Genomic DNA, 22,578 nt, shown 5'->3' with positions numbered 1-22,578 from the left:
TAGCTAAAAATCAATGAAATAAGGCCATTAATGTAAATTGGTCATTAGGGTCAATAGACCCCAGAGATAAATGGATTACGAGAATTAGGCGCTTTCGTTAAATAGTTCGCGGCCAATTAGCATTCTGCGGATTTCAGATGTACCGGCTCCGATTTCGTATAGCTTGGCGTCCCGTAACAGTCGGCCAGTATCGAACTCGTTGATGTAGCCATTGCCACCTAAAAGTTGAATGGCATCGAGGGCAAGTTTGGTGGCGAGTTCCGCACTGTACAGAATGGCACCAGCCGCATCTTTACGGGTGGTTTCTCCTCTGTCGCAAGCGGCAGCAACGGCATATACATACGCTTTTGCAGCGTTCATTTGAGTATACATATCGGCGACTTTTCCCTGAACCAACTGAAACTGGCCAATGGATTGACCGAACTGTTTTCTGTCGTGAATATAGGGTACAACGATATCCATACACGCCTGCATAATACCAAGCGGGCCGCCAGCGAGAACGGCGCGTTCATAATCGAGGCCACTCATCAACACTTTGACGCCGCCGTTTTCTTCGCCGAGGATGTTCTCAGCAGGAACTTCGCAGTCTTGAAAAACCAATTCACAGGTGTTGGAACCACGCATACCCAATTTATCCAGCTTTTGTGCTTGAGAAAATCCAGCGAAGTTTCGTTCAACGATAAAGGCGGTGATCCCTTTGGCATTCAGCTCTGGTTCGGTTTTGGCGTAAACCACATAGGTTGAGGCATCTGGACCGTTGGTAATCCACATTTTGTTGCCGTTGAGCAAGAAAATATCACCTTTGCGTTGCGCTTTGAGTTGCATGGATACCACATCAGAGCCCGCGCCAGGTTCGCTCATAGCAAGAGCGCCGATATGCTCACCGGAGATCAGTTTTGGTAGGTATTTCTCTTTTTGTTGTTGTGTGCCATTGCGAGAGATCTGATTTACACAGAGGTTAGAGTGGGCACCGTAACTAAGACCGACAGAGGCAGAAGCTCGACTGATCTCTTCCATGGCAACGACGTGGGCGAGGTAGCCCATTTCTGCCCCACCAAACTCTTCGTCAATGGTGACGCCTAATAGGCCCATATCGCCAAATTTTTTCCATAGATGGTTGGGGAACTCATTGGATTGATCGATAGACTGAGCAAGGGGAGCGATCTCCGTTGCAGCAAAATGGTTTATCTGCTCACGGAGCATTTCAATAGTTTCGTCATAACCGAAGTTTAACGAAGAGTAGGTAGATTTCATTTTATGTCCTTATATATGGAACCACCTACATCTTGTTAAAGTTGTCAGGTGGCGATATCGTCGTCCAGATTTTTCAGTGTATTTTCACATCGCGACTTCGCCGCGTTGAGTTCCATCATTACCGCCTTGATGTCATCGCTCTGCTGCTGCAATGTGGCTTTTTTATCTTCAATTAACTGAATCATGTAGCGCAATTGACTTGTACTTTGATCAGTATCGTAGAGCTCAAATAGCTCTTTTATATCTGCGAGAGAGAAACCTAAGCGTTTACCTCTTAGAATCAGTTTTAGCCTAATTCGATCTCGACCATCGTAGATACGGGTGTTCCCTTTGCGCTTAGGCGCAATCAGCCCCAAATCCTCATAAAAGCGGATACTTCGGGTTGTAATGTCAAACTCTTTAGCAAGTTCGCTGATTTTGTATGTATTCATTACTTAACCTTTCGACTTTCGTATAACTTACATACGAATATATAACTCGTTAACGTTAAAGTAAATGAATTGTAATGCTTGTTTATCCTTGAATTCACATATGTTTCGTAAAAAACGCAGTAATTAACATAACAACAAATAGTCTTTAACTTGACGTTTACGTAAATGTTAGTATATTTATTACGCAAACGTCAACGAAAGGTTAATAAAATGAGTAATGAAATTTGGGTTGTTGCCGCTAAACGTACGCCAATAGGCGCTTTCCAAGGGGCGTTAGCAACTACAGAGGCAACCGCTTTAGGAGCAAAAGCGATAGAAGCAGCGCTAGAAGCAAGCCAACTCGACAAAAACAAAGTAGACGAAGTACTTATGGGGTGTGTGTTGACTGCCGCAGTAGGACAGGCACCAGCAAGACAAGCGGCACTTGGTGCGGGCTTACCTCAGTCTGTTGGCGCGACAACTCTCAATAAGGTATGTGGCTCTGGAATGAAAACCGTGATGTTGGCGTGTGACCTTATTAAGTCGGGTAGCGCAAAAGCTGTGGTGGCGGGTGGTATGGAAAATATGTCCGCATCGCCTTATCTGCTCAATAAAGCGAGAGACGGTTATCGTCTTGGTCATCAACAGGTCTTTGACCATATGTTTTACGACGGTTTACAGGACGCTTATCAAGGAGAGTTGATGGGTGTCTACGCCGAACAGACGGCACAACGTTATGAATTTAGCCGTGAAAGCATGGATAAATGGGCGCAACAGTCAGTCACAAGAGCGCAAAATGCAATTGGCGATAAATTATTTGCTGATGAAATCGTCCCAGTGACGGTTAAGTCAAGACGCGATGAACAGATAGTCTCAGATGATGAGCAGCCGAATAAACTCGACGTCAATAAAATCCCCACGTTGCGAGCGGCTTTTGCCAAAGATGGTGGCGTGACGGCAGCAAACTCAAGCTCGATATCTGATGGTGCTTCGGTTCTGCTATTACTGGATAGTGAGTTTGCGACAGAGGAAAAATTAACGCCTCTAGCAAAGGTCGTTGCACACGCAACTCATGCGAGAAAACCAGAAGAATTTACTATTGCTCCTGTCTATGCCATTGAGCAGTTGCTGCAAAAGACCGGTTGGAAAAAGTCGGATGTGGATCTATGGGAAATCAATGAAGCGTTTGCGGTGGTTACTCAACACGCCATTAAAGCGTTGGATTTAGATGAGAACAAAGTTAACCCTCGTGGTGGTGCATGCGCACTGGGTCATCCTATCGGTGCCAGCGGCAATCGTATTCTGGTTACGCTTATTCATGCACTAAGACAAACCGGTGGAAAACGAGGAGTTGCTTCACTCTGTATTGGTGGTGGTGAAGCAACTGCAATAGCAATAGAGATTGCTTAATGGCGACAACATAAATGATTTATATATCTTGATTATTAACTGCACACAAGGAAGTCATCATGACACAGAGAGTTAAACAATATATTGGTGGAGAGTTTGCCGATTCAGATTCTAGCGAATGGTTAGATGTCACCAATCCAGCGACAAATGAGGTGATTGCACAGGTTCCATGTGCAACAGAGCTAGAAATGAACGCAGCAATTACCCATGCGGCAGAAACGTTTAAAAAATGGAAAGAGGTTTCTGCTCCTGAACGTGCACGGTTAATGCTTCGTTATCAACATTTGCTAAAAGAACAACATGATGAGATTGCGACTCTGCTTTCTAGCGAAACGGGTAAAACATTTGCCGATGCGAAAGGGGATGTGTGGCGAGGCATAGAAGTGGTTGAACAGGCGGCAAACATCTCTAGCGCGATGATGGGTGAGACGGTGGAAAATGTCGCCACCAATATTGATGGCTACTCTTACACTCAGCCTCTTGGTGTGTGCGCAGGCATCACGCCGTTTAACTTTCCGGCCATGATCCCATTATGGATGTTTCCGATGGCGGTTGCGTGTGGCAATACCTATGTGCTTAAGCCTTCCGAACAAGTACCGCTAACCGCGATGAAACTGGCGGCGCTATTTGAGCAAGCAGGCGCTCCAAAGGGAGTGTTGCAAGTTGTCCATGGGCAAAAATCGCAAGTGGACCGTCTATTAAGTGATCCGGTAATTCGTGCCGTATCCTTTGTTGGTTCAGCACCGGTTGGTAAGTATATCTATAAAACGGGCACTGATAATCTCAAGCGTGTTCAATCCTTCACTGGGGCAAAGAACCATATGGTTGTTATGCCTGATGCTAACAAGCAGCAAGTCATCAATAACTTGGTTGGTGCTTCCGTAGGTGCAGCGGGTCAACGCTGTATGGCGATTTCGGTTGCGGTTTTTGTTGGCGACAGTAAAGAGTGGATCGGCGAACTAAAAGAGGAGTTAGCTAAGATTCACCCGGGGGCATGGGACGATGAACAAGCCGGCTATGGTCCTTTGATCAGTCCGTTAGCAAAACAGCGGGTGGTTAAACTGATTAATGAAGGTAAAGAGTCTGGCGCGGACTGTCTACTTGATGGCTCTGATTGCCAAGTGAAAGGTTATCCAGAAGGCAACTGGGTTGGACCTACTCTGTTTAGTAATGTCACTACAGAGATGTCTATCTATAAACAAGAGATTTTTGGCCCAGTGCTACTCACTATGGAAGTGGACTCTTTAGAAGAGGCTATCGAGCTGATTAATAGCAGCCCATTCGGTAACGGTACCTCTATCTTTACAGCTAGTGGTGCAGCGGCGAGAAAATACCAACACCATATTGAAGTGGGCAATGTGGGCATTAATGTACCAATTCCTGTTCCTCTGCCTTTCTTCTCTTTTACGGGTTGGAAAGGAAGCTTCCATGGTGATCTTCATGCATACGGCAAACAGGCAGTGAGATTCTTTACTGAAACTAAGACCGTTACCGCTCGTTGGTTTGAAGATGATATTCCTTCTGGCCCCAATATGACTATTCAGCTCAAGTAGCATTAAGTTAACCACAGGTAAGCATGTGATAGTGATAGGCGAGGCAAAAGAGACGCCCAGTGATAGGGTGACTTTTGCCTAGTAACAATGATTGAAATGGTTGGGATGCAAAATGGATTTTGAATTGAATGAAGATCAGCAAGCTTTTGCTGATGCGGCGAAACAGTTTTCTGATCTGGCGCTGCTGCCTTACGCGGCTGAGTGGGATGAGAAAGCTATCTTTCCCAAAGAGGTGTTAAAGCAAGCGGGTGAGCTTGGATTTCTCAGTATCTATACACCACCAGAACATGGTGGACTCGGTCTGTCGCGTCTTGATGCGGCCATTATATTTGAGCAGCTGTCGATGGGGTGTACCGCGACAACAGCGTTTATGACGATTCATAATATGGCCACTTGGATGATTGCCAGCTTTGCTAAGCCGGAAGTGGCTGAACAGTTCTGTCCTCAACTGGTTAGCGGTGAGACGTTAGCGTCATACTGCTTAACGGAACCGAATGCCGGCTCAGACGCCGCATCATTAACAACAAGCGCTGTGTTGGAAGGGGAGCACTATCGGTTAAATGGTGCCAAGGTGTTTATTTCAGGTGCCGGTGATACCGATGTTCTTGTTGTTATGGCTCGCACTGGGGGAGAAGGCGCAACGGGGGTTTCTGCTTTTGTGGTGCCGGCAGACAGTGATGGCATTAGTTACGGTAAGAAAGAGTCAAAAATGGGTTGGAATGCTCAACCTACTCGTATGATCAATTTCGAAGATGTGCGCATTCCCGCTAAATACCTGCTTGGCGAGGAAGGTGAAGGATTTAAGTTCGCTATGTTAGGGCTTGATGGCGGCCGAATTAATATTGCTACCTGTTCAATCGGAACCGCTCAACAAGCATTAAATGAAGCTAAGCAGTACATGACTGAACGGAAGCAATTTGGCCGAACATTGTCTCATTTTCAGGCGTTGCAGTTTAAGTTAGCGGATATGGCCACAGAGTTAGTGGCGGCAAGACAGATGGTGCGCTTAGCTGCTAGCAAGCTGGACAATCAACACCCTGAAAAAAGCGCTTATTGTGCAATGGCGAAGCGATTTGCTACCGACGTCGGTTTCCAAATTTGCGATCAGGCAATACAAATACACGGTGGTTACGGCTACATCAAAGAGTACCCAGTGGAGCGTCATTTTCGAGATGTCCGCGTTCATCAAATTCTTGAAGGGACAAACGAAATAATGCGTCTGATCATATCGCGACGATTACTGAGTGAAGGTGTCGAGCTGCTTTAGCCTGACCTTGTAATGATTGATTAAGGAAAACATTATCATGACAGCACAAATTAAGTTAGAAAAACAAGGACATATTGCGCAGCTGGTTATGGATAACCCGCCGGCCAATACGTGGACATTAGAGTCGTTACGCCAGTTACAGCAGTTGATCATTAAGCTCAATAACGACAGTGATATTTATGCGCTTGTGCTTACCGGTGAGGGAGAAAAGTTCTTTTCCGCTGGCGCAGATTTGAACACCTTCTCTAGCGGCGACAGAGGGGAAGCGTTGGACATGGCTAATGCGTTTGGTCAGGCCTTTGAAGCATTATCCGCCTTTAAAGGGGTCTCCATTGCTGCCATTAATGGTTATGCCATGGGGGGAGGTTTAGAGGTGGCGCTGGCCTGTGATATCCGTATTGCTGAACAGCAGGTGCAGATGGGATTACCCGAAGCATCGGTCGGGTTATTGCCTTGTGCCGGAGGCACGCAAAACTTAACCTCGTTAGTGGGAGAAGGTTGGGCAAAACGAATGATTTTGTGCAGCGAAAGGGTCACGGCAGATCAAGCAAAGCAAATAGGATTGGTTGAAGAAGTGGTGGCGACTGGAGAGGCGTTTCAATCCGCAATGACATTGGCCAGTAAAGTGTCGGGACAGTCACCGGATTCGGTTAGGGCTTGTAAGTCGCTAATACAGCATGGTCGTGGTAATAGCCAACTCTCCGGTCTCGTACTGGAACGTGAACTGTTTATGAAGCTAATCAACAGCGACAACCAGACGGAAGGTGTGGCTGCTTTTCTACAGAAACGTAAACCCAACTGGCACTCAAAGTAAGGGAATATGATGCAGGCTAGAGTTAATTTATCGGTTATCGAGTGTACTGATGGTTCACAAATCGGCGTGGCTGAATTAGACAATCCCAATGCGCTAAACGCTCTGACTTACACCATGATAGAGCAACTATATCAGCAACTTTTACAGTGGCAGGCGGACGACAGTATCGTCGCTGTTCTGTTGCACGCAAGGGGTGACAAAGCCTTCTGTGCCGGAGGAGATATACAGGCCATCTATCGTTTGCTGGAGAACAGAGAGCAGGATCCTGCAACCGCGACGGAGGCGATGGATAGCTTTTTTTCACTGGAATATCGCTGTGACTATTTGATCCATACCTATTCAAAGCCAGTTATCGCATGGGGACATGGTTATTTAATGGGGGGCGGCGTTGGGCTGTTTATGGGAGCGAGCCAGAGAGTGGCTGCGAATAACACTCGATTTGCGATGCCAGAAGTGAAAATTGGATTATATCCCGATGTGGGAGCGACCTATTTTCTTAACCGTATTGAAAAGCCTTATGCGCTATTTCTCTCTCTTACTTCCGCACAAATTAGTGCTGAAGATATGAAAGCCGTTGGCTTATGTCATTGGGTGGTAGATGCAAATGACAAAGCGATGTTCATTGAGCAGTTAGCCTGTGTACATTGGCATAAAGAGAGCGATAAGAATGCCAAGATAGGGCAATTACTGGCTAAACTTGATTGCCCTAATCCTCAAGGGGAAAAAATGATGGCTTTTGCAGAGCAAATTCGCCAGTTATGTGAGGCGGAAGATCTCTCTTCAATCATCGCCAATATTAGTGCTGCTGATATTGATAACAAGTGGTTCCGTAGTGCGCAAAGCGCGTTAGAGTACGGCAGCCCACTATCTATGCAAATTAGCTATCAACAGCTCACCCAGTATCAAAACTTACCGCTCGATGAGTGTTTTAGGCTAGAACACGGTTTGACACTGCGCTGTGGAATGGAAGGGGATTTTAGAGAAGGTGTACGTAGCTTGGTCATTGATAAAAGTCATGATCCTAAGTGGCTTCATAACGACGTGTCTAGCGTTTCGCCTCAACTATTAGCGCGTTTTTTCTCACCAATCTGCACTACGCAGCAGCTTCTTAGTGAAGAGTTAATGGAATACAACCTATCATAATGGAGATGATTAACATGAAAAATATTACTTTTATCGGGCTTGGAAATATGGGTGGCCCGATGGCAGAAAACTTAATAAACGCGCAGTTCAACGTTACCGTTTATGACCTTAATCCTTTGGCACTAGAGAAAGCGATATCTCTTGGCGCAAAAGGGGCCGACTCTATTCAACATGCGGTCGACAATGCTGATGTTGTGATTACCATGTTGCCTGCTAGTCAGCATGTGCAAACGGTTTATTTTAGTCCAGACGGCGTTTTGGCCAATGTGTCATCGGGTACTCTGCTTATTGACTCTTCAACCATCGATCCTGCCACCGCAAGAGATGTTGCCTCGAAAGCGGAACAACAAGGTTTTGACTTTGTTGATGCTCCTGTGTCTGGTGGTGTGTCTGGCGCATCGGCTGGGACACTAACCTTTATTGTTGGCGGTTCGCAGCGCTGTTTTGAGCAAGCAAAGCAGATACTGGATCATATGGGAAAAAATGTTTTCCATGCTGGAGACGCAGGCGCAGGGCAGGTTGCTAAAATCTGTAACAACATGATGTTAGGTGTATTGATGAGCGGGACTTGCGAAGCATTAAATTTAGGCATAGAAAACGGACTGGATGCCAAAGTGCTATCAAACATTATGTTGCAAAGTTCAGGAAAAAACTGGGCGCTAGAGCTGTATAACCCTTGCCCTGGAGTAATGGAAAATGTGCCTTCCAGTAATGGTTACCAAGGTGGATTTATGAGCCAACTAATGGCGAAAGATCTGGGGCTTGCGATGGAAGCGGCTGTACAGAGTCAAGTTGCCACCCCAATGGGTAACTTAGCGCGAAATCTCTTTACGTTACATAGTGCTCAAGGCAATGGTCAGAAAGATTTTTCCAGTCTATTTGAGTTCTATCAAAATAAAGCTTAAGGGTAGGTGATGATATGGATCTTGCTAACAGTGTTATTGCCATTACCGGAGCGGGCCAAGGGTTAGGAAAAACCATGGCGCTTTCTCTGGCCGAGAGTGGGGTGAACTTGGCGCTTCTGGATGTTAATGAAGCCTCGTTATCCGAGACAAAACAGCAGTGTGAACAGCTAGGCGTAAAAGTGAACTACTACGTAACGGACGTAACCAATGAAGAGCAAGTTTGTCAGAGCTTTCTAGCCATTGCTCAAGACTTTTCGCAGCTAAATGGTGTAGTCAACAATGCTGGAATGATGCGCGATGGGATGTTTATTAAAGCGAGAGATGGTCAAATTCATACCATGTCTTTGCAGCAGTTTCAGTCGGTGATGGATGTGAATGTTACGGGGACATTTTTATGTGCCAGAGAAGCGGCGAAAGTGATGATGGAGACGGACAGTGAGGGTGTCATAATCAACATATCCAGCGTTGCTCGTGCAGGAAATGTGGGTCAAACCAATTATTCCGCGTCAAAAGCTGCCGTGGCAACCATGGCTAAGGTGTGGGCGAAAGAGTTAGGTCGATACAATATCCGTTCTGTCGCCATTGCGCCAGGCGTAATAAAAACCGCGATGACGGATCAGATAAAACCGGAAGCAATGCAGCGGCTGGTGAAAATGATCCCTGTTGGACGATTAGGTTATGCAGAAGAGATCGCTTCTACAGTGAAATTTGCTCTTGAGAATGATTTTGTTACTGGTCGGGTGATCGAAGTCGATGGTGGAATGAGAATGTAGCGTGTTTTGTGGTAGTGTACTACTTTTAGGAGGCGTGGTGCCTCCTTTTTTTATTCAAAATCATTGGCTTGAGAGTGTTTGATGGCTGTCGGATTCGCTAACATCCATTTAGCTTAGCCAGCATCTTAGCTCTGTAGCCCATCATCAAACCTGAGCTGTTAACTTTTCCAATAGCCGGATGCATAAATCTTCTCTTTTGCGGTATTGGGTTTGGTTAACACAAATTGTCGTATGGCCTTCATATGCTTTGATCCCGCAGCGATAAAAATGGCGGGTACGCCGTTCTGCCATGTCATCTCGGTGACTTTATTGAGCAGTGCATTATTTTGCAGATCACCGTTAATGACCCAATGAATATTAAGATGCTCAGGGCAGAGTATATCTTGTATATCTTGCGACGAAGGCACCTGAATGAAGGCGTGACCAGTGGCCTCTTTTGGTAACTTTTCTATGGTAGCGGCTGCCGCAGGTAGCGCAGTTAAGTCTGCGACAATTAGATGCCAGTCCGCGAAAAAATCGGTATGTTTGATCTCTCCGGGTCCCGCTATACCGATAAAGTCGCCCACTTTAGCTTGCGATGCCCATTGGGTAGCTAAACCAACATGGTCATTTACGGCAAAATCCATCGTTAATTGGCGAGTCTTGGCGTCAAAATACCTAATGGTATAAGAGCGCATTCTCTTTTTAAGACCGAGATCGAAACTCAATTTCGGTTTTGATTCTCCAGAGGTAGGAAAAATAACTTTTACATGAGCACTTTCTAGCCCGCTAGGAATATCCGCTAGATCGTCACCTGTAACTACTATTCGGCGCATGTGTTTTGAAAGGTCGATAACATCACATACTTGAGCCATTCGTCGTTTAAATTTCATCTATTTGCCCTTACATAATTGCATCAACTCTGGATGTAGTTGATAATAGCAACTATGTTAGATATTAAAGTTGATAATGTCAACTAAGTTGATGGAAATGAAATCTCAAAATTTATTGGATTCTCTGTTTAAGCTCTTTTTTAGCGTGAAAACGGAGATGAAAGATGCCTTGATAGAACAGCAACTTCCGGTTGCTATGATGCATGTGAAGGTACTGCGTTTACTGGATAAAATAGGGCCTTGTACGGCTCAAACGTTGGGACAGGTTATTCAGCGAGATAAAGCCCAGATTGCGAGGTTGGTTAAAGATTTGCAGAACAATGGTTTGATTGCACGTATACCTAATCCAAGCGACAAAAGAAGCCAAATATTAGTACTAGAGCCAAATGCAGTGGATTTATTAAAACAGATGAAACAAGTGGATGGGCAGCTGATCGAGAGAATGGTGCAAGGTTTATCTGAGGAGGAGCTCGAGCTATTTGTCGCGGTGACTGAAAAACTGGCCGCTAACTTGCGACAAAAGCCGGAACAGATATAACAGATATTGATACCTCATGTTGTTGTATGAATGCCGAGGCCACTTAGCAGTTGTCAAAATTTAGCTTAATTATTATAAATCAAATTGATAATTAGTAATATGCATCACAGATTACATAATAAAACGTTATGGATATGCGTTTGAATTCGTGTCAAACTTGTTTAATGGATGGGATGAATGAGTCGCTCATTATCATTTAGTGAATGAACTTTTCGCTCAGGACCATGAAATACAATTTTACGAGGCTAGAATGAAAAAATTAGTTTTAATTGCAGCACTGTCTGTATTGGCTACTGGTTGTGCTCAGCAAACTTTTACAATGTCTGCTCCAGCAGAAGACAAAACTCTTGAGCAATCACAAAGCTTTTTTGTGTATGGTATTGGCCAGAAAAAAGTGATCGATGCAGCTGAAGTTTGTGGCGGCATGGAAAATGTAGCTAAAGTAGAAGTTCAACAAACTTTTGTTAACGGTCTACTAAGTGCAGTAACATTTGGTATCTACACACCACGTGACGCACGCGTTTACTGCAAAAACCAATAAGATTTTTGAGCGTGAGAAGTTTTCTTCTCACGCTTTTTCCACTTCTCATTCCTCTCTTTTCTACCTCTTTTTATTCACTCTTCATCTTTTCTTATACCGCAAAATAGTTAGCCTTAAATAGGTAAATGTCGCTTTTTTAACCGACAAACATATTCGGATCTGTTTATCATCACTCAATTGTGCCTCTTTTTCCTGTTACAACATTGTTATTATTGTTTTATTTAGCTAAATAGCCTTAAGATAAAGTCCTAGATCTAAAGGTGAGCTGGCAGAATAGAAGTAGTGACTGGTGGAGGTGAATAGAAAGCATGCACACATTGAATGACCAAATGGACGATAAGATACCTTTGCTTTTATCTGGCCCGATAATAAGAAAATCTACAGCCTCACAGTTAACTTTTTGGTTGGCGACTTCGCAACCTTTGCAGGGCTCAGTTTCTCTCTATTTTCCTGATCAAAAGAGTCCTTTTTTTGAAAAAACCATAACGGAGAGCGAACAGATACAGCTTGGTCACTCTGCTTGGATTATTTTGCTGCAACTGAGAGGAGAGTTTCCGACCGATCAGCCGCTACAGTATCAAATAACCACTCAGCAAGGAGATATCACTTCGCTGAGTCCTTCGTTGCTCTACTCACAAGAACAGCGCATCACCTTTGTCATTAACAGCAGAGCAGACCATGTTTTACATGGGTCGTGTAGAAATCCTCATCACTCTAGTCAAGACAGTCTGGTTGCCGCTGACAATAAAATAGCGAAGCAGCAACCGCTTGATCGCCCCGCATTACTTATGATGAGTGGTGATCAAATCTATGCGGATCATGTTGCGGGTCCGATGTTGGACGCAATTCACCAAGTTATTCCGTTACTTGGTTTACCTGATGAGACTTTTCCACAAGGGAGTGTCAAACACGCTCAACAACTCTATCAGCATGTTGAGACTCTATACGGGCGAGATAAATTACTCCCTAGTGTTAAAACCGGACGTGATTGGCTCTCTAATGGATTTATGGAGCGACTGCTACCGAGTTCTGAAAAGGCGATATTTAGCTCAAGAGAGTGCGAAAACCACCTATTTACATTTGCTGAGTTTATTGCCATGTACCTTTTGGTATGGTCGCCTACACTTTGGTCGTTTGTTGATGATCGAATAGAGGATGAAGATTTTGTTGTTAACGGAGTTAAGCTGACAGAGCATTGGCAAAAAGTGTGGCATGAAGAGAAGCAGTCTATTGGCGCCTTTGTTGCTGGTTTAGCAAAAGTTCAAAGGTTAATGGCGCATCTACCCACCTATATGATTTTTGATGATCATGATATTACCGATGACTGGAACCTTACCGTAGGTTGGGAAAAAGCAGCGTATGAAAATCCATTATCCAAACGGATTATAGGTAATGGATTAATCAGTTACTGGCTGTGCCAAGGGTGGGGCAATGATCCTGAACGGTTTGATGGTGCATTTATTGATGAGTTTCGCCAGTACAGCAATGAGTGGGGGAGTGAAGAGCAAGATCGATTTATTGACCGCTTACTAAAGTTTGAACAGTGGCATTACACTATAGAAACAACGCCGAAGGTCTTGGTATTAGATACTCGAACTCGTCGGTGGCGCTCTGAGTCTAAGATGAACAAACCTTCAGGCTTGATGGATTGGGAAGCGTTAAGTGAATTGCAACAATCCATGTTAAATGAGCCATCCGTAATTATTGTTTCACCGGCCCCAATGTTTGGTGTGAAATTTATAGAGACACTGCAACGTATGATGACTTGGTTAGGTGAGCCGTTATTAATTGATGCGGAAAACTGGATGGCTCATCCCGGATCAGCGAATACCTTATTGAGTATTTTTACCCACACCAAAACGCCAACCAACTTTATAATTCTTTCTGGCGACGTTCATTACTCTTTTGCCTATGACATAAAGCTTAGGTTTCATCGTAATAGCTTAAATATTTATCAAATTACCTCTAGTGGGATTAAAAACGAGTTTCCTAATGGTCTACTACGTTTTTGCGACTTTATGGATAGGATGTTATACGCCAGTCAATCACCACTGAACTGGTTTACTAAACGAAAACGGATGAAGATTAAAAAGAGAGATCCTGATATTGCAGGAAGACACCGTTTAGTCAATATTAGCGCCATTGGAGAGCTAAAACTTGATGATAACGGTAAGCCAAACAGTGTAAGAATTATTACTGCTAGTGGAAAAGAGATAGATTTTCCACCTACGGATGGATAGAAAAATCCCCCTCTAACCTTGCGATTAGAGGGGGATTTTAATTTTTGCTAACTTATAGAGGTTATTTCTTTAGTAGAAAGTTAACCAGATCAAAATATTCTTGATAGTTCTTAATTTTATCCGCTTTAACCACATATTTGTTATTAACCACGATACCAGGAACACCCGTTAACGTACTTGAGTTAAACTGCTGGTCAAAACGCTTCTGCATGGAATCTACCGCAAAACCATTATAAGCGGCGTCGAATTTTTTAGCGGTTACCCCGTTGTCTAAAAAGATCTGGCGTAACTCTGCCTCATCCCTTGGTGCTTTCTGGAAGTCGTGAATCTGCTTGAACATGACCGGAACCATGGTTTCTTCGTTTTTCAGCACCACCATAGTGGCATAGGCTTTTGCCATAGGTACTGCCATATTATTTCCCATAAAGGCGACATGAACTTTCTGGAACTTGGCCGTGTCTGGAATATTTTTCTTCAGCTCAGTAATCACTCCCTCAAATTTATAACAGTGTGGGCAGTAAAATGAGAAATACTCAGTAACGGTGGGGCTGGCTGAGCGTTCATTATCTAGGGTCGTGTAGTAATCGCCTTCGGTAAATGTGGCTGCTTGTAGCGAGAAACTCATTACTAGGGCGGTAAATACAGTCAATAGAGCTTTCATTATTTGTTCTCCTATGGTCTAGGTACACTTATGCTTAAAGTGGTACTTAGCCATATAGTTGTTGATGCTATTAATATAATGTTTAGTTTTTAAAATTAATAAAATCAAGCAATTGGAGGCTTGTAGAGGGCACGTGTGAAACTGGATAGAGGTGCAGGAGGATCACTCAGAATTAAAGCCAAACTGTGTGCAGGGAGTAATTCTAGGTGAGAAAATGGTGAGAATGGCACGCTAATGTAACAACTGCTGCTACAGCAGTTATTTGCTGTGTTGTTACGCTCCACGCTATGTTCTTGTTTGTCTTCACAATGGGAAGAAAGGTGAGTTGACTCATCGATTACGTGAGCTGGCTCAGTTTGATCGACAGGCAATAATAGCGGAGCAGAGTGCACGACACTGGTTAGCGATAATGCTAACAGCGTTAAACACGTTGTCCAAAATGAGCGTACTGCTTTCATGCTATTCATTGCTACCTTATGTGAAGGTCAATAATATCTGATAGCTGGATGTGTCTGTCAAGGTTATTGTTTTTGATTTAGGATTGATACCGGAAAGCATAGTGACTTCGTTTCTATGGCCTTTTATCCGTTAAGTAGGAGCGGTGAAAGGGTTGTACTGCTTGATTTCTGGCAATAATGGCAAAAAAAACATCATTTCGCTTGTTGAGTAACCACTTGATCAAAATAACGAAATTTTTTGTTGACTCAATATCTCAATCCGTTAAAGTACCTCTCGTTCTCAAGGGCAAGCCTTTGAAAACAATGGCGCGTTGGCAGAGTGGCTATGCAGCGGATTGCAAATCCGTGGACCTCGGTTCGACTCCGGGACGCGCCTCCACATTTTGTGATATTGATGATTATTCGGTATCAAGATGGTGTCATAACTTTTCAGTTAACAGCATCGCAATAAAGAATTGCGTGCCCTGGTGGTGGAATTGGTAGACACAAGGGATTTAAAATCCCTCGGCGTTCGCGCTGTGCCGGTTCAAGTCCGGCCCGGGGCACCATCTATTAAGTCTACGTTCGCTGAATGTAGCATGCGACACTAGCTCAGTTGGTAGAGCGCAACCTTGCCAAGGTTGAGGTCACGAGTTCGAACCTCGTGTGTCGCTCCAAATTTCTTTATGTAGAAAGTAAAAAGCCCGATCAGAAATGGTCGGGCTTTTTTACGTCTCATGAAAAGTTTGGGTTGGTCTCTAGCTTTTCTTTTCTTGTCTATCTCCGGTTTCTTTTGCGACACGTAATCAAGCATAAAGTTGTGAACAATGAAACGAATCGGTTATTGTGCGTTTACTATATTGATAATAATAAATATTCGGATGAAAGCTGTGAGGCTGAATCTCTCTATGATCAAGATTTTGGCTTCGAGTAATAATCAGTAAATAAAGCTCGAACATTAAGATGGCGGGTGTTTCTTATACCATGTTTTTATGTATATCATTTGGCTTCTTCGATGGTGAATAGGTAGCTCTGGTGGAAAGAATAGCGAGGGTTCATCTCTTAGTTAATATCACTTCATGATTAGCAATTACACTGTTAGTGAAATTTGTAGGTCTTGATAATTGTCATATCTAATTTAAGTACAGTTGATACAAGTTAGAGTGATTTTAGTGCATAAATGGATGGAATGGTAACCAATTGTTTTGTAATGGATTTTTAGATAGATATAGAGATGAAAAATATAACTCTAAACACAAAAAATAGGCCCTAGAGTATCTAGAACCTATAACTTTACTATTTGAGAATATACAACGAGATTACTATTGCCAGTTAATCATGTAGGCAAGAATTAGAGCTCCTGCACCTACTGTGGTCCAGATAAGGAACAGTGGTAAATAGAACTTGGTCCACTTAATCCATGGTACTTTAGCAACAGCCAACGTAGCCATGAAGTAACCTGAAGTAGGCCATAGTATATTCGATAGCCCATCACCAATCTGTAGTGCTAAGATTGCCGTTTGACGGGTAATACCTATAATGTCAGCTAATGGTGCCATAATAGGCATTGTAATTAGTGTTTTAGCGCTTCCTGATGGGATCAAGAAGTTCATAAACGATTGAACCGCTAACATACCTAGTGCTGTAATTTGTTCAGGTAAACCACCTAGCATGTTACCTAAAGTATTTACTATGGTATCGATAATTTGCGCATCTGCCATAATTACAGTGATAGAGCGAGCCACACCAATAATGAGAGCACCTACAAGAACATCACGGCAACCCTCAACAAACCCTTCACAAATATCATTACCTGATAGCCCACTGATAACACCAGATACTACGCCAATTAAGATAAACATAGCTCCAATTTCTGGCATGTCCCACCCTTGAGTAAAGACACCACCAATCAAAACGAAGAACAACATGATACCGGCAATTCCAGCGTAGCTTTGACGTTTAGTCATAGTAGTTTGGAAGGTATTACCACTTAGAAGAATTTCTTTGTTCTTAAGATCTTCTTCGTACATATCACTTGCTTCGGGATTATTCTTAATTTTCTTGGCATATCGGGCAACATAAACTGCACCAATAGTGACAAGAGCTACCAAAAATCCAGCTCTGAACATAGCACCGGAGTAGAGAGGTAAACCGGCGATTTTTTGTGCAATTGCTACGGTAAACGGATTCGTTAATGCTGCAGTAAATCCTGCGGCTGAACCTGCTAGAGCTATCGCACATGCAGTAATTGAGTCATAACCTAAAGCAAGCATTAGAGGTAAAATGATAGGAACGTAGACCATACATAGTTCCGGCATACCAATAAAGGTATCGATCATTGAAAATGTAAACATAAGAATCGGAACAATAATAATTCCGCGCTCAGAGAAACGAGCAGCTACTCTATTTACACTAACTTCTATTACACCTGTTTTTCGTAGTACCGCAAAACCACCACCAACGCAAAATGTTAAGGCAACAATCCAGCCAGCTTCTACAAACCCTTTTGGAATGGAAACCATAAACTGCATGAACCCGACTGGTGTACTTTCAATAATCTGGTACGAAGAAGGGTCTACCATCATTCGGCCGCCAGGAGCAGCAATACGAACGAATTCACCCGCTGGGATAAAATGTGTTAATACAGCGACTATTGCGCCAACAATTAACAGCAGAATGAATGTATGTGGTATTTGAAACTCTTTTGTTTCATTCTTAGTTGGCTCATTATCTATAATTGAATCAGTATTCATAGTTAAACCTTTTTTATAATTTGTTTCACGTTAAATCTATTTAGTTGGATGAGAGCCTTCCCAAACAACTTTTTGATAATTAAGAGGATCTGTGTTGCCTTCTGTACTTAGAATGAATACAACAGAGTTTTCATCAAAACCAAATTGATTTAAAATATCTTTTGCTTCGGGATTAGTAGCCAGTGTGTAAAGTACACCTAGGCCAATTGCTCCAGATTCACCAGAGATGACTTTCGGATCTCCTCCTATTGGGTTAGCGAGAATACGCATACCAGTAGCAGCTAATGAATCATCACAAGACATAAAGCCTGAAGCATTATTTCGAATGATCTCCCAACCAATGGTGCATGGTTCACCGCACGCAAGACCGGCCATTATGGTGTTAAGCTCATCACTTACATAAGTTATTTCGCCTTTAAGACCTGAGCGATAAATACAATCTGCTTGTTCAGGTTCAACGATAATAGTGGTTAAGTTCTCGGCGCCATAATAGTTGCCAAAAGCGCCTAACACGCCTCCAGCCATTGAACCTACGCCAGCTTGCAAAATAATGTGGGTAGGTGTGATATCCATTTCTTCACATTGCTCAATACTTTCACTTACAATTGTTGCGTAACCTTGCATGATCCAAAGAGGGATATCGGTATATCCTTCCCAAGCAGTATCTTGAATGAATTCCCAGCCATTTCTTTGTGATGTTTCGTAAGCAATTCGCACAGTATCATCGTAATTGCAATCGGTAACGATAACCTCTGCACCTAAGCATTGAATGTTTCTAATGCGTTCTTCAGCTGTACCTACAGGCATATAGATAACAGCATTTTGCCCTAACTTTTCCGCAGCCCAAGCAATTCCACGTCCATGATTACCGTCTGTAGCTGAAGTAAATGTCATTGGTTGAGTAATATGTTTTTTTAAGTTGTCTATAGTCAGATTTTGAGGTGATAGCCCATATTTTTGGCCTAATAAACGAGCAATAGCAAATGAACCACCAAGCACTTTAAAAGCATTAAGATCAAATCGATAATCTTCGTCTTTTAGAAGAATTTTTCCTATGCCCAATTTTTCAGCTAGATCATCTAACGAATGAAGTGGAGTTCGTTGATAACCTGGTAGTTGGCTATGAAAGCTTCTAGCAAGCTCAAGATCATTCGATTCAAATCCTGAGCTAATGCAAGGAGATGCAAATTCGTTTTTGGTACTTTTTAGAACGTGTTCTATTTTTGTTTCTGATAATTTCATCATTTTCTCGATGGTCGATATTTATTTAACAAAAGCAACAGCTTCAACTTCAACAAGCGCATCTTTAGGTAATCGAGCAACCTCTACACAAGAACGTGCAGGTGCGTTATCTGCACCAAATAATTCTGTATATACTTCGTTAAATGCGACAAAGTCATTGATGTCAGATAAAAAACAACATGTTTTTAATACGGTATCTAATGAAGCACCAGACGATTCCAAAACAGCTTTTAAATTTAAAAGAGATTGGAGAGCCTGACTCTCAATACCTCCAGATACAAATTCCATAGTATTTGGATCAAAAGGAAGTTGTCCTGATGTAAATACTAGATTGTCAAATTTAGTTGCTTGAGAGTAAGGCCCTATAGCTTGGGGCGCCAATTCTGTTTTAATTATTTCTTTCAATTTAACCTCTATTTGTTTGGGTTCTATTTAGGATAGCCATATATCCATTAAGTGTTCTGTACGTTAGAGCTAAATGAGATGAAAAGAAGATGCTATTAATTTAAGTTTACAAAGTAATAACTTAGATATAGACAAATGTTTTAACTTTCGATTTCCATCCTAGTAGCTGTCAATAATGATGTCATATAAATTAATTATTACAATATAAATTAAAAGCACAAATTATTGACAGGGATCTTGAGTTTTCCAGATGAAATTTATGTAAAAACAATATGTTATGGTTTGTTTTTGTTGGTTTTATGCTGAATCTGAGAAGAATTATTTAGGAAACAAGTACTATTTTGGTGATAATAGTGTTGGTGAGTTTCTATGAATCTTGAAAAAGTAATTAAATTTTTGAAATTAGGAGTTTGTTTTTTTATTTATAAAGTACATGTGTTTAGGAAACAAATAAAATAACACTCATTCGTGTGATGATGATCTGTGTATTTTGATATTTAGTTGATAATATTTGTTCTGATCAAGTGTACTCTTTGTACATTACGGTACTTAATAGCAATTTAGTCAGGAGTTAATATGCAACAAGAAATCTCTAAATACCTAGATGGAATCCAAGATGATTTAATTAAATTTACTAGTGAATTAATACAAATAGAAAGTCTTACTGGTCATGAGGCTGAGGCTACTAAGCGAGTCGCCGAAGAAATGGAAAAATTAGGATATGATGAGGTAACGATTGACTCCCACGGTAGTGTATTAGGCCGAGTTGGGAATGGGGATGTCACTTATCTATACGATGCTCATATTGATGTGGTGCCAGCCAAAGACGCTAATGATTGGACACACCCTCCTTTCAGTGGAAAAATCGTTGATGGATTTCTTTGGGGACGAGGTTCGGTTGATACAAAATCATCTGTTTGTTCAATGGTATATGCTGGTCATGCACTTAAAGAACTAGGACTGCTTGAAGGGAAAACAGTGTTAATTTCTGCTTCTGTTATGGAGGAAGACTATGATGGTGAACTACTTTCTCAGGCAATCGAAGAAAATAATATTAAAGCAGATTACTGTATTATCGGTGAGCCAAGTGATCTAAATTTAGCTGTCGGACATCGTGGTCGTGCGATGTATAAAATAACAACAACAGGTGTATCCTGTCATGGTTCAGCACCAAATAATGGCGTCAATTCTATATATAAAATGGCAAAAATAATTCAAAATGTTGAAAATCAACAGAAAGAGTTTGATAAATTAGAAGGAGAAAAGGGATCTGTTGTTTTATCACATATTGAATCTAGAACAGCTTCACTTAATGCCGTTCCTGATTTGACTAGCATATTTTTGGACCGCCGTCTTGCACTCGGCGAAACAGAGGAAATGGTAGCAGAAGAAATGGATAAAATAATTGATGGATCAGAGGCGACTTGGGAGATTTATAATGCTGTAGGAAAAGCAGCTACTGGGAAAGAAGTGGTACTGAGAACATTTTTACCAGCCTGGGAAACAGATTCTAGTCATGAGTTGGTTTTAGCAGCCAAATTGGCCATTTCTGATGTTACGGATGTTCCCAAAGAAATATTTAAGTGGGAGTTTAGTACAAATGGTTATGCTACTAATGGTAAAAACATAGTACCAACAATTGGTGTCGGTCCTGGAGATATGAATTTGGCGCATATGAAAGATGAGCGATGTTCTATATCTGATATTGTTAAAGCATCTAAGATATATGCGTGTTTAGCGATACGAATTTGATATAATTAACGCCTCTTATTACTTTTTGAAAAATGCGACGATTAAAACTATAGGTAATTTTTTACTAAATTCTTGTAAATAATAAAATTATAATTAGAGAGTGATCATTAATATGTATTAATGTTCACTCTCATTAGTGTGAGTTATTTGGAAATTATAGGATGTTTATTAAAAATGTTTTTATATGAATATTGTAATCAATTGGTCTCGAGAGTTATTGTTATTGGTTAACTGTTTATATCAGCAATTATTTCATGAGAACCGGCAATGCTGGTCAGGTGAATTTTCTTCCAGACGCATCGGCTTTGTTTACCGTTTTGATACCGACTCCATTCGTCTTTGCTAAACACTCTAAGCCCAGCAGAGTCAATAACTACATGATCTACTAACCCTTGGTTTATCACATTATAAGGAACCTCTGCCGTTCTCGTACGTTTACTTATACAGCTATAAGATGGTGATATAAGTGGTATATCCATAAGTTTAAACACTGTATTGAGGAATCCTTCGAGTTCTCTTAGGGTAAGACCGAGAATTTTCTTAATAGTTAAAGCCGTTATTATAGCTGAATCAGTGAATTGAAAACTGCGACCTCGACTTCTGCGTTGTTCTGAATAATTCCAACATTTAATCGCGTCATCTTTTACCCAAATAGTGACTGCGTTTACCTGTAAAAGACTTTGATCAGCTTGCGTGCTCAGATTTGAATTGATTTTTGTACAGCTCGACTTATGGAGTTGTGCTTTATTTCCTGATACTTCTATAACTGTCGCAGTATTGTATAAATTGTGCGTCTGTTTTTGTTCAGGTGATTTCGTGCTATCTGCAATATTAACTTGTTTGCTTAGTGAATCGATATTTTCTAGGTAGACTGAAGAAGTTAAACAATCAAACCTTGATGCATTGTGTTTTTCTGCTTTTATTAGTGTGTTAAAGCAATGCATAAAAGATCTCTCAATTGGTCATTAATTCATCGTGGTTGTAATGTTATCTCGTGGCATGTGATAATAGCGCCCTAATTTGCCAGTTAATATGAGAAATTTTATCTAATGACGACTAATCTTGACAATTTTGATCGTGAAATTTTAAGCTTCTTGCAAAAGGATAATACAACACCTTTGCGTGTCCTCTCTGAGCATATTCACCTCTCTACAGCATCTATTCAGCGTCGAATAAAACGACTTAAAGAGTCAGGAATAATTGAGGCGAATACTTCTACTATAAATCCTGAAAAAGTTGGGCAGATTACCATTATTGCTGAGGTTTATACGATAAAATCTCATGCCCCAGACTTGGAGGACGTTAAAAAGTGCTTTTCTGGCCCCGAAGTTCAACAGTGTTATTATGTGACGGGTGAGGCAGATTTCATCTTGATTTTGACTGTCCCTAATATGGCTGAATATGACACTATCAGTACGCGACTTTTTAATAACCCGAATGTGACATGGTTTAGAACAATGGTCGTTATGGATAGAGTAAAAACCAGTCTACATACCAATGTATTGGCTACATAATACTTGTTTAAAGACAACATTTATGGCGCGTAATATTTTCTCACCATTTTGCGGTTTAGTAGGAAGTTCGTTGAACTTAATAAAAGGTTTACGT

Annotated in this window: 20 protein-coding genes, 3 tRNA genes and 1 pseudogene; 15 read left to right on the top strand and 9 right to left on the bottom strand. The window is 41.8% G+C overall.

What is annotated here, in order from left to right:
* Window positions 1-84: 84 nt before the first annotated feature.
* The gene (locus CHJ_RS08350; RefSeq protein ID WP_171754743.1) at window positions 85-1,254 is read right to left on the bottom strand and encodes an isovaleryl-CoA dehydrogenase; all 1,170 of its coding nucleotides are present in this window, start codon (window positions 1,252-1,254) and stop codon (window positions 85-87) included.
* Between the two features lie 44 nt (window positions 1,255-1,298).
* On the bottom strand, window positions 1,299-1,685 hold the full coding sequence (locus tag CHJ_RS08345) for a MerR family transcriptional regulator (RefSeq protein WP_171754742.1): 387 nt from the start codon (window positions 1,683-1,685) through the stop codon (window positions 1,299-1,301).
* Window positions 1,686-1,895: 210 nt separating this feature from the next.
* On the opposite strand from CHJ_RS08345, the gene CHJ_RS08340 reads away from it, so the two are divergent.
* From CHJ_RS08340 to CHJ_RS08310, 7 genes are all read left to right on the top strand, one after another.
* Window positions 1,896-3,074 carry a thiolase family protein gene (locus CHJ_RS08340; RefSeq protein WP_317917438.1) on the top strand — a complete coding sequence of 393 codons (1,179 nt, stop codon included), beginning with the start codon at window positions 1,896-1,898 and terminating at the stop codon, window positions 3,072-3,074.
* Window positions 3,075-3,133: 59 nt separating this feature from the next.
* Complete coding sequence (locus CHJ_RS08335) at window positions 3,134-4,627, top strand: CoA-acylating methylmalonate-semialdehyde dehydrogenase (protein ID WP_171754740.1); 1,494 nt, start codon at window positions 3,134-3,136, stop codon at window positions 4,625-4,627.
* Window positions 4,628-4,739: 112 nt separating this feature from the next.
* Window positions 4,740-5,894: an acyl-CoA dehydrogenase family protein gene (locus CHJ_RS08330; RefSeq protein ID WP_171754739.1), complete on the top strand. Its 1,155-nt coding sequence runs from the start codon at window positions 4,740-4,742 to the stop codon at window positions 5,892-5,894.
* A 37-nt stretch (window positions 5,895-5,931) separates the two neighbouring features.
* Window positions 5,932-6,708: an enoyl-CoA hydratase gene (locus CHJ_RS08325; protein WP_317917437.1), complete on the top strand. Its 777-nt coding sequence runs from the start codon at window positions 5,932-5,934 to the stop codon at window positions 6,706-6,708.
* 9 nt (window positions 6,709-6,717) lie between these two features.
* On the top strand, window positions 6,718-7,851 hold the full coding sequence (locus CHJ_RS08320; protein ID WP_171754766.1) for an enoyl-CoA hydratase/isomerase family protein: 1,134 nt from the start codon (window positions 6,718-6,720) through the stop codon (window positions 7,849-7,851).
* Between the two features lie 14 nt (window positions 7,852-7,865).
* Entirely contained in the window at window positions 7,866-8,756 is an 891-nt protein-coding gene (mmsB, locus tag CHJ_RS08315) for a 3-hydroxyisobutyrate dehydrogenase (protein ID WP_317917436.1), read from the top strand.
* A gap of 14 nt (window positions 8,757-8,770) precedes the next feature.
* Window positions 8,771-9,529: an SDR family oxidoreductase gene (locus CHJ_RS08310; RefSeq protein ID WP_317917435.1), complete on the top strand. Its 759-nt coding sequence runs from the start codon at window positions 8,771-8,773 to the stop codon at window positions 9,527-9,529.
* A gap of 158 nt (window positions 9,530-9,687) precedes the next feature.
* Here CHJ_RS08310 and CHJ_RS08305 read toward each other — a convergent pair whose 3' ends face one another.
* Window positions 9,688-10,401, bottom strand: coding sequence for a siderophore-interacting protein (locus CHJ_RS08305; protein WP_317917434.1), 714 nt, complete (start codon window positions 10,399-10,401; stop codon window positions 9,688-9,690).
* 97 nt (window positions 10,402-10,498) lie between these two features.
* On the opposite strand from CHJ_RS08305, the gene CHJ_RS08300 reads away from it, so the two are divergent.
* The 3 genes from CHJ_RS08300 (at window position 10,499) to CHJ_RS08290 (ending at window position 13,720) form a co-directional block, all read left to right on the top strand.
* Window positions 10,499-10,939 (top strand): MarR family winged helix-turn-helix transcriptional regulator, encoded by a 441-nt coding sequence (locus CHJ_RS08300; protein WP_317917433.1) that lies wholly within the window; start codon window positions 10,499-10,501, stop codon window positions 10,937-10,939.
* Window positions 10,940-11,189: 250 nt separating this feature from the next.
* Window positions 11,190-11,480 (top strand): Bor family protein, encoded by a 291-nt coding sequence (locus tag CHJ_RS08295; protein WP_171754733.1) that lies wholly within the window; start codon window positions 11,190-11,192, stop codon window positions 11,478-11,480.
* 308 nt (window positions 11,481-11,788) lie between these two features.
* Entirely contained in the window at window positions 11,789-13,720 is a 1,932-nt protein-coding gene (locus CHJ_RS08290; protein WP_317917432.1) for an alkaline phosphatase D family protein, read from the top strand.
* Window positions 13,721-13,781: 61 nt separating this feature from the next.
* Here the strand turns inward: CHJ_RS08290 and CHJ_RS08285 are convergent, their stop codons facing one another.
* Both CHJ_RS08285 and CHJ_RS08280 read right to left on the bottom strand, forming a co-directional pair.
* Complete coding sequence (locus CHJ_RS08285; RefSeq protein WP_317917431.1) at window positions 13,782-14,381, bottom strand: thiol:disulfide interchange protein DsbA/DsbL; 600 nt, start codon at window positions 14,379-14,381, stop codon at window positions 13,782-13,784.
* 104 nt (window positions 14,382-14,485) lie between these two features.
* Window positions 14,486-14,839 carry a hypothetical protein gene (locus CHJ_RS08280; protein WP_317917430.1) on the bottom strand — a complete coding sequence of 118 codons (354 nt, stop codon included), beginning with the start codon at window positions 14,837-14,839 and terminating at the stop codon, window positions 14,486-14,488.
* Between the two features lie 305 nt (window positions 14,840-15,144).
* Between CHJ_RS08280 and CHJ_RS08275 the strand changes: the two genes are divergently transcribed.
* The 3 genes from CHJ_RS08275 (at window position 15,145) to CHJ_RS08265 (ending at window position 15,495) form a co-directional block, all read left to right on the top strand.
* Window positions 15,145-15,218, top strand: a tRNA-Cys gene (locus CHJ_RS08275).
* Between the two features lie 82 nt (window positions 15,219-15,300).
* Window positions 15,301-15,387: transfer RNA gene (locus tag CHJ_RS08270), tRNA-Leu, on the top strand.
* Window positions 15,388-15,419: 32 nt separating this feature from the next.
* A tRNA-Gly gene (locus CHJ_RS08265) sits at window positions 15,420-15,495 on the top strand.
* Window positions 15,496-16,140: 645 nt separating this feature from the next.
* Here CHJ_RS08265 and CHJ_RS08260 read toward each other — a convergent pair.
* From CHJ_RS08260 to CHJ_RS08250, 3 genes are read right to left on the bottom strand one after another with little or no spacing between them, the layout of a single operon-like run.
* Window positions 16,141-17,571, bottom strand: coding sequence for a YfcC family protein (locus CHJ_RS08260; RefSeq protein ID WP_317917429.1), 1,431 nt, complete (start codon window positions 17,569-17,571; stop codon window positions 16,141-16,143).
* A gap of 36 nt (window positions 17,572-17,607) precedes the next feature.
* On the bottom strand, window positions 17,608-18,816 hold the full coding sequence (gene dpaL / locus CHJ_RS08255) for a diaminopropionate ammonia-lyase (protein WP_317917428.1): 1,209 nt from the start codon (window positions 18,814-18,816) through the stop codon (window positions 17,608-17,610).
* Window positions 18,817-18,834: 18 nt separating this feature from the next.
* On the bottom strand, window positions 18,835-19,218 hold the full coding sequence (locus CHJ_RS08250) for a RidA family protein (protein WP_317917427.1): 384 nt from the start codon (window positions 19,216-19,218) through the stop codon (window positions 18,835-18,837).
* Between the two features lie 576 nt (window positions 19,219-19,794).
* Here CHJ_RS08250 and CHJ_RS08245 point away from each other — a divergent pair.
* Window positions 19,795-20,970 (top strand): YgeY family selenium metabolism-linked hydrolase, encoded by a 1,176-nt coding sequence (locus tag CHJ_RS08245; protein WP_317917426.1) that lies wholly within the window; start codon window positions 19,795-19,797, stop codon window positions 20,968-20,970.
* Window positions 20,971-21,323: 353 nt separating this feature from the next.
* Here the strand turns inward: CHJ_RS08245 and CHJ_RS08240 are convergent.
* Window positions 21,324-21,914: pseudogene (locus CHJ_RS08240) on the bottom strand (transposase); the annotation flags it as partial.
* A gap of 105 nt (window positions 21,915-22,019) precedes the next feature.
* Here CHJ_RS08240 and CHJ_RS08235 point away from each other — a divergent pair.
* A complete protein-coding gene (locus CHJ_RS08235; RefSeq protein WP_317917424.1) occupies window positions 22,020-22,484 on the top strand; it encodes an Lrp/AsnC family transcriptional regulator in 465 nt (154 codons plus the stop codon).
* Window positions 22,485-22,578: the final 94 nt, after the last annotated feature.

It is taken from the genome of Vibrio sp. MACH09 (assembly GCF_033238805.1).
In the GTDB taxonomy this organism is placed as follows: domain Bacteria; phylum Pseudomonadota; class Gammaproteobacteria; order Enterobacterales; family Vibrionaceae; genus Vibrio.
Note: the sequence above shows the minus strand (reverse complement) of the source record. Positions and strands in the feature narration are given on the sequence as shown.